Consider the following 6568-nt stretch of genomic DNA (forward strand, 5'->3'; position numbering starts at 1 on the left):
CCGGTCGGCGGTGGGCCAGTCGGGGGCGAGATCGGCGGCCAGCCGGTTGACGTGCTCGATCACAATCGCGTCGCGGCCGGCGACCACGCCGATGGTCTCCATGCGGATCGCGCCGCACGTTCCGGCCACGACGGGTCCGAATGCGGTGACGAGATCACGTGGCGTGGCGCGTCTTTCGTAAGTTTCGCGGACGTCTTCCAGCTCGACGCCGAGCGCGGCGGCGACGTAACGCACGGGCGGACCCCAGGCATGCTGTTGCATGCCTGGGATCTGCATCAGCGGAGCCTGGTCGAGGGGTCGGCCGAAACCGAAGACGTCGCCCATCAGGAACTCGTTGCCGTAGCTGTCGTATTGAAAGATCTCCTGGGTTCGGACCGAGGTGATACTGGCCGACAGGGTGGTCAACAGCGCTACCAGCTGGTCCCCTGCGAAGCCCGGTTCGATCCCCGACGCATACAGCGACGCCTGCCCCTGCTCCGCGGCCGCGGTGAGCTCGGCCGTGTAACCGGCGTTCCAGGCCGGCGGGAAGACCAGACCGGGCGAACTCACCGTCACCACGTTGATTCCGGCCCGCAGCAGCCGCACATAGACCGGCATGTTGATCGCGTCCAGTTCGGGCGCGGATGCGGTGTAGACGACGCAATCCGGTTGTGCCGCAATGACATCGTCGATACTTTGGGTGGTACGCAGCCCGATGGGCGGCAATCCCACGAGTTCGCCGGCGTCGCGATCGGCCTTGTCGTCAGTGTGTACCCAGACCGCGACCAGATCGCAGGCACCGCGTCGGTGGGCGACCCGGATGACGATGCTGCCGATCGTGCCCGTCGACCAAACAGCGATGCGGATCGGACGAGCGCTATCGGACACGTGGGCTCCTGAGCGTGGTCGAAAAGCCAAAAGCGGTTTCTCCGGAAGCTAGCGCATGCGAGCGCAACCTCATAAGAATGGATCACTAGACCTGACCGCCGCCGGAGGGGAGCAACTGATGGGCGACGCCGACGCCGCAGCCATTCGCGCCGAACGCGCCAACTGGATGCAGCAACACCTGGCGACGTACCTGAACTCCGGTGGAACCCAGGGCCACATCGTCGATCTGAGCGACCTGGGCGGTCGCGAACTGACGACCCACTGCCTGATCAGGTACACCGGCCGCAAATCCGGCAAGACCTACATCAAACCCCTCATCTACGGCAACGTCGGCGGTGAGGTCGTCATCGTCGCGTCCAAGGGCGGCGCCGACACGAACCCCGAGTGGTACCTCAACATCGTGGCCGCCAAGACCCTCGGCGTGCAGATCGCCACCCAGGCGTTCGAGGCCACCTGGCGGGAGCCCGAAGCCACCGAGCGTCACGACGTGTGGGAGTACATGTGCCACCTGTACCCGCCCTACGTTGCCTATCAGCGTTCGACGAGCCGGCACATCCCGCTGGTGATGCTGCGGACGGTGCGTCCGGTCGACGTCTTCACCTCGACACCTGACTGACGGATCCGCCACTACTAGACGGTGAGGTAGCCGCCGTCCACTGCAAGCGTGGTGCCGGTCATGTACGAGGCCGCCGCGCTGCACAGGAACAGCACCGCCGGGGAGACCTCCTCAGGTAATCCCATGCGCGCCATCGGCGTGTGTCGCATCTCGGGGTCGAGCAGTTCCGGGATGCCGGTCATCGGTTTGGTCATGCGGGTTTGGATCAGCCCGGGCGCCACCGCGTTCACCCGGATGCCGTCGTACACCCAGCGCCGGGCGAGGTTCTTGGTGAAGGCGACCATGCCGGCCTTCGATGAGCTGTAGGCCGGAACGGCGACAGCGGATACGAACGCCGACATGGACGCGATGGTGACGACGCTGCTTCCGCCGATCATGCTGCTGGCTTTCAGCCGTTCGTGACAGGCCATGGTGAGCCGCATGTGGGCGAGCATGTTGACGGCCACCGAGCCGGCGTATCCGTCGGGATCCCATTCGTCCTTCTGGCCGGCGTAGGGGGCACCGCCGTTGTTGACCAGAATGTCGAGGTTGCCGAGCGAGGCAGCGAGGGCATCGATTGAATCGGGTTGCGACAGTTGGCATTGCGTGAACGTGAAGCCGCTCAGGTCGACGCCGGAGTAGTCATCCGCGGATGCTCGCGTGCCGGTGATCGTGACCGTGGCTCCCGCTGCTGCGAAATCAGACGCGATCGCATGCCCGATGCCCCGCGTGCCACCGGTGACCAAAACGTTCGCGCCGGTGAAGTCGAAGCTCACCGTGTTCATCATGCGGACCTCGTTTCGTCGGTAAACCAGCCGTTACCGGCGTTTCCATTACAGCAACTGTTACCGACGTCTGGGCTACGTGTGCGCAATATATGACGTTTCTTTGAGTTCTCGAGATCTGTTCTCGCGCGTTGACTTTCCCGCTTGAATCAGTTGGCTGAGGGGTTTCTACGTTTTTTCAGGAGGATCGTGGAACAGGATGGGACGCCGTTCGGCCGTTACCGGCTGCTCGAGCTGCTGGGCCGCGGCGGCATGGGCGAGGTATGGCGGGCCTACGACATCGAAACCCAGCGCGTGGTCGCGGTGAAGGTGCTGCCGCCGAACTTGGCCGACGATCCGGCATTCGTGCAGCGGTTCCGCCGGGAGGCGCTGGCCGCCGCGGGGCTCAACGACCCACACGTCGTACCGATTCACCACTTCGGTGAGATCGACGGCCGCCTCTATGTGGACATGCGGCTGATCAACGGCCGAGACCTGCAGAGCATCATCGCCGAAGGCCCGATGGATCCAGCGCGTGCGGTGAAAATCATCGAGCAGGTCGCCTCGGCGCTGCACGACGCACACCGGATTGGCTTGGTGCATCGCGACGTCAAGCCCTCCAACATCCTGGTCACCCCGAACGACTTCGCCTACCTGATCGACTTCGGCATCGCCAGCGCGGCCGGCGAAACGCGAATGACGGGCACCGGCAGCGTGATTGGGACCTGGGCCTACATGGCCCCGGAGCGGTTGAGCAGCGGCGCGAATGACCCCCGCAGCGACACCTACGCGCTGGCCTGTGTCTTCCACGAATGCCTGACGGGCAGCCAGCCTTACCCAGGCCGCAGCATCGAACAACAGATCGGCGGCCATCTGGGGCTGCCGGCGCCACGCCCCTCGGCGCTGCGGCGAGGTCTGCCGGTGCAGCTCGACGGTGTTATCGCGATCGGCATGGCCAAAAATCCCGAGCAGCGCTACTCCACCCCGACCGAACTGGCAGCGGCGGCCCGCGCGGCCATCACCCAGCCGACGACGACTACGAACACCGGGTCGCGCGGCGCCGAGCCGGCCCACCAAGACAGCCAGACCATGGCGCTGCCGACGGGCGCACCACGCAACTACTATCCGTCGGCGCCGGGCGGCGTGTCGCACACCGATCCGACGCAGTACCGCCAATACGGCCCGGGCTCTGACGCGCCACCGCCCGGCCCGTCCCGCGCCACCACCCCGCCGCCACCGCCCGAACAACCGGCCGGCCCGCACGGGCCTGCCGCCGCGCCGGCGAGGCCGGTGCGGCCGGCCGCGAAGGCCGATCCCAAACGCCGACGCATCATCCTGGCCAGCAGCATCGCGGCGGTGATCGTAGTCATCGGCCTGGTCGCCGCCTTCGCGCTGACCAAGAGCGGCTCCGGTGGCGGCGGCCCCACGACCGCGCCCCTGGCGAACAGTGGCCCGCTCACCGGCACCTACACTCTGGCGTTCGGTCAGAGCATCGGTTTGAACGGCAAGCCGGAGCCGGGTCAGGACCCGGCCGGGAACGAGACGTGGAAGCTGCGGTCGATGTGCGGCGCGAAGGGCTGCGTAGCCACCGGTTCGAGAACCTCCGGGTCCTTCAAGCACCCGACCAACCTGGTGTTCGACGACATCAACGGGCGCTGGGTCGCGGTGGCCCTGGACACCGAACGATGCAACAACCACGACATCGAGGAATGGCACTGGATCTATCTGCTGCCCCGCCCGGACGGCAGCATGGCCGGCGAGTGGATCGACGACTCGGTGGAGTGCTACAGCAAGCGCAGCGTGACGTTCACCCGAACCGGTGACGCGGACATCGCCGGCCTGCCCGACCCGGCCGGCCTGCCGGCCCGGGTGGCGTCCCCGGCGCTCGGACTCCCCGGGTTCTACCGCTCGAGGGTGACTACGGCGGCCGGTCAACCCAAGCTGGGCGATCAGGATTTCAGCGTCGACACGTTCTGCCTGCGCGCCGGCGACCGATGCCTGAGCCGATTCGTGCTGACCGATTTCTCCGACCACCAGTTGTTCATCTACGCCAACAACGCGTGGACGGAGAACTCCGAGGAGGACGTGCCCTGCCCGGCCGGTGGGACCAGTCACGTCCGCATGACCGGTGTGTTCCCGCTGCCCAAGCCGGCGCAGGATCCCATCACGTCGATCTCTGGGCACGGCATGGAGGATGCGACGGGTAGCGCCTGCAAGGGCGGCCCCTACGACCAGGTCTTCACCCGGATCAGGGACTGAAACCCGGCTCGGCGCTGGTCGGAAAACGGCGCCAAGCATGCCTTTAGAAACTCCCAAGAATGTTGCAAGGCCCGCGCCACAGACTCACTTCACCAGGAACTAACCGTTCACACCGAAGTGACCTAGCAGGCCAAAATGAGCAACCTCCGAACCATCACATTGCACGGCGACCGCGTCGCATACCGCGACGAAGGCGCCGGTGAGGTACTGCTGTTGATCCATGGCATCGGCGGCAGTTCGAACCACTGGCGGTCGATCATCCCGACCCTGTCCAAAAAGTACCGCGTCATCGCACCGGACCTGCTGGGGCACGGTCAATCCGACAAGCCCCGCGGTGACTACTCGCTGGGCGCGTTCGCCGTCCTGCTCCGCGACTTTCTGGACGCCCTCGGTATTTCCCGGGTGACGATCATCGGCCACTCCCTCGGCGGCGGAATCACCATGCAGTTCGCCCACCAGCATCGCGACTACTGCGAGCGGATGATCCTGATCAGCAGCGGCGGTCTCGGCGGTGAGGTTAATCGCATCTTGCGGCTGGTGTCGCTGCCCGGCTCCGAGTTCGTGCTGGGGCTCGTCTCGTCGAAGCCGGCGATCAAGGCCCGCCGGGCTTTCTCCGCACTGAAGTCTGAGGACCCCAACGCGCTACGGCTGCACGAACATTGGGAAGCCCACGCGGCACTGGCGAACCGGGAGAACCGGCAGGCGCTACTGCGGACACTGCGTGCGGTTGTGGACCGCCGGGGCCAGTTCGTCTGCGCCTTGAACCGGCTGCACTTCAACGCGAGTGTGCCGGTGCTGATCATCAGCGGCGACCGGGACCCGGTGATTCCGGTTTCACATGCCTACGCCGCCCACGAGAAGATGCCGCACAGCCGCCTGCACATCATCCCGGGCGCCGCGCACCATCCGCACGCGGAACGAACCGAGACCGTGGCCGCTCTGATCGAGGACTTCATCGGAGCAGACGGCGGGCACACCCAGACCGCTGCCGCGCCAGCGCCGGTCTCGCTCAGCGACTGGTCGGCATCGACCCACGCCGGCTCGGGCCCGCGATCGCGTGCGGTTGTCGAGCGCATCAGCCGGCGGCGGTCCCGCCGCCACCTGCAAGCCGTCCCGACCGTCGACGAATACCGTTGCGGCTGAGCGCTATTACGCAACCGCGTCGACCAGGTCGCGAGTGACCGCGAACGGGTACTGGAAGGTCGCCGCGCCGACCTGTTCGGCGCCATCGCGGATCTCGCTGAGGATCGTAGTCGGATCACCGGTGAACAGCGATTCGAAAATGTCCCAGGCCGCATATTGCGGCGCCGTGATCAGGTTGCGGAAGTCGACAAACAACTTCGTCGGCAAGTTCGCCGGGCCGATGGGTATACCGTCCCAGCTGTTCATGGTCCAGCCGCCGCCCGGGCTGCCGGTCACGACGACCTGGCCGGTGTTCGGCAGGGTATGGGTGAGCAGCAGCAGCGGATTGGGGTTGTCGACGTTCATCAGCGTGCCGACACCGATGGTGAACGCGCTCGAGTACGCCACCGCGGGGGTGCCGCCGTTCGCCATCGCGTTGCCGTAGATGGCATTCATCGCGCCGGTGAAGTTGCGATTGAAGACGATCCCGTTGATGTCGGGGCCAAGTCCAAGGTTCGGGAAGAGCGGGAATCCCAACGTCCAGGCCAGGGGCCCCACCAGATACAACACACCAATGGGGATTTGCGGCATGCCCTCCATCCAGCCGGCATTGATCTCATTGAGGCCGGGCAGGATCTGCGGGTTCGCGAACAACGCGTGCGCGGTCTCCTGGGTGCGCAGCAGCTGCGACGCGAAGATACCCGAGTATTGGTTCGCCGGCGCGAGCAGAGCGGCGACGTTCGTCGCCTCCTGGTGCCCGAGCGGCGTGAGCGGGACACCGGGTACGGCGGTGTCGATCCAACCCTCCAGGTTTGCGAAGGTCTGGCCGTGCCGCACGAAATCGATGACGACCGGTTGTTGACTTCCCACCACCGCGGCGGTTCCGCCGGTACCGATGAACAGCCCACCGCGTCCATCCGGGGCACCGGGCCCACCGAGGCCGCCGTTGCCGAACAACAGC

The 6568-nt window shown here is 66.1% G+C and carries 5 protein-coding genes and 1 pseudogene; 3 read left to right on the forward strand and 3 right to left on the reverse strand.

Annotation, left to right across the window (positions count from 1 at the left end):
* Positions 1–867 (reverse strand): dihydrodipicolinate reductase (locus BN972_RS26925; RefSeq protein ID WP_235192594.1); only part of this gene is annotated, 867 nt, incomplete at its 3' end.
* A 118-nt stretch (positions 868–985) separates the two neighbouring features.
* Here BN972_RS26925 and BN972_RS26930 point away from each other — a divergent pair.
* Positions 986–1483, forward strand: a complete 498-nt coding sequence (locus BN972_RS26930; protein ID WP_036365592.1) for a nitroreductase/quinone reductase family protein — start codon at positions 986–988, stop codon at positions 1481–1483.
* A 14-nt stretch (positions 1484–1497) separates the two neighbouring features.
* Here BN972_RS26930 and BN972_RS26935 read toward each other — a convergent pair whose 3' ends face one another.
* Complete coding sequence (locus tag BN972_RS26935) at positions 1498–2247, reverse strand: SDR family NAD(P)-dependent oxidoreductase (RefSeq protein ID WP_036366037.1); 750 nt, start codon at positions 2245–2247, stop codon at positions 1498–1500.
* A gap of 189 nt (positions 2248–2436) precedes the next feature.
* Here BN972_RS26935 and BN972_RS30025 point away from each other — a divergent pair, with 189 nt between their 5' ends.
* Entirely contained in the window at positions 2437–4485 is a 2049-nt protein-coding gene (locus BN972_RS30025) for a serine/threonine-protein kinase (RefSeq protein WP_036365595.1), read from the forward strand.
* Between the two features lie 135 nt (positions 4486–4620).
* Positions 4621–5481 (forward strand): annotated as a pseudogene (locus BN972_RS26945) (alpha/beta fold hydrolase); the annotation flags it as partial.
* Positions 5482–5634: 153 nt separating this feature from the next.
* Here BN972_RS26945 and BN972_RS26950 read toward each other — a convergent pair.
* The coding region (locus BN972_RS26950) for a phosphoglycerate mutase family protein (RefSeq protein WP_200869768.1) at positions 5635–6568 on the reverse strand (934 nt) is incomplete at its 5' end.

The sequence above is a fragment of the Mycobacterium asiaticum DSM 44297 genome (assembly GCF_000613245.1).
Taxonomy (GTDB): Bacteria; Actinomycetota; Actinomycetes; order Mycobacteriales; family Mycobacteriaceae; genus Mycobacterium; species Mycobacterium asiaticum.

Coding starts and splice junctions, on each gene's coding strand:
- BN972_RS26930 (WP_036365592.1), top strand. CDS start 986: ATGGGCGACGCCGACGCCGCAGCCATTCGCGCCGAACGCGCCAACTGG.
- BN972_RS26935 (WP_036366037.1), bottom strand. CDS start 2,247: ATGAACACGGTGAGCTTCGACTTCACCGGCGCGAACGTTTTGGTCACC.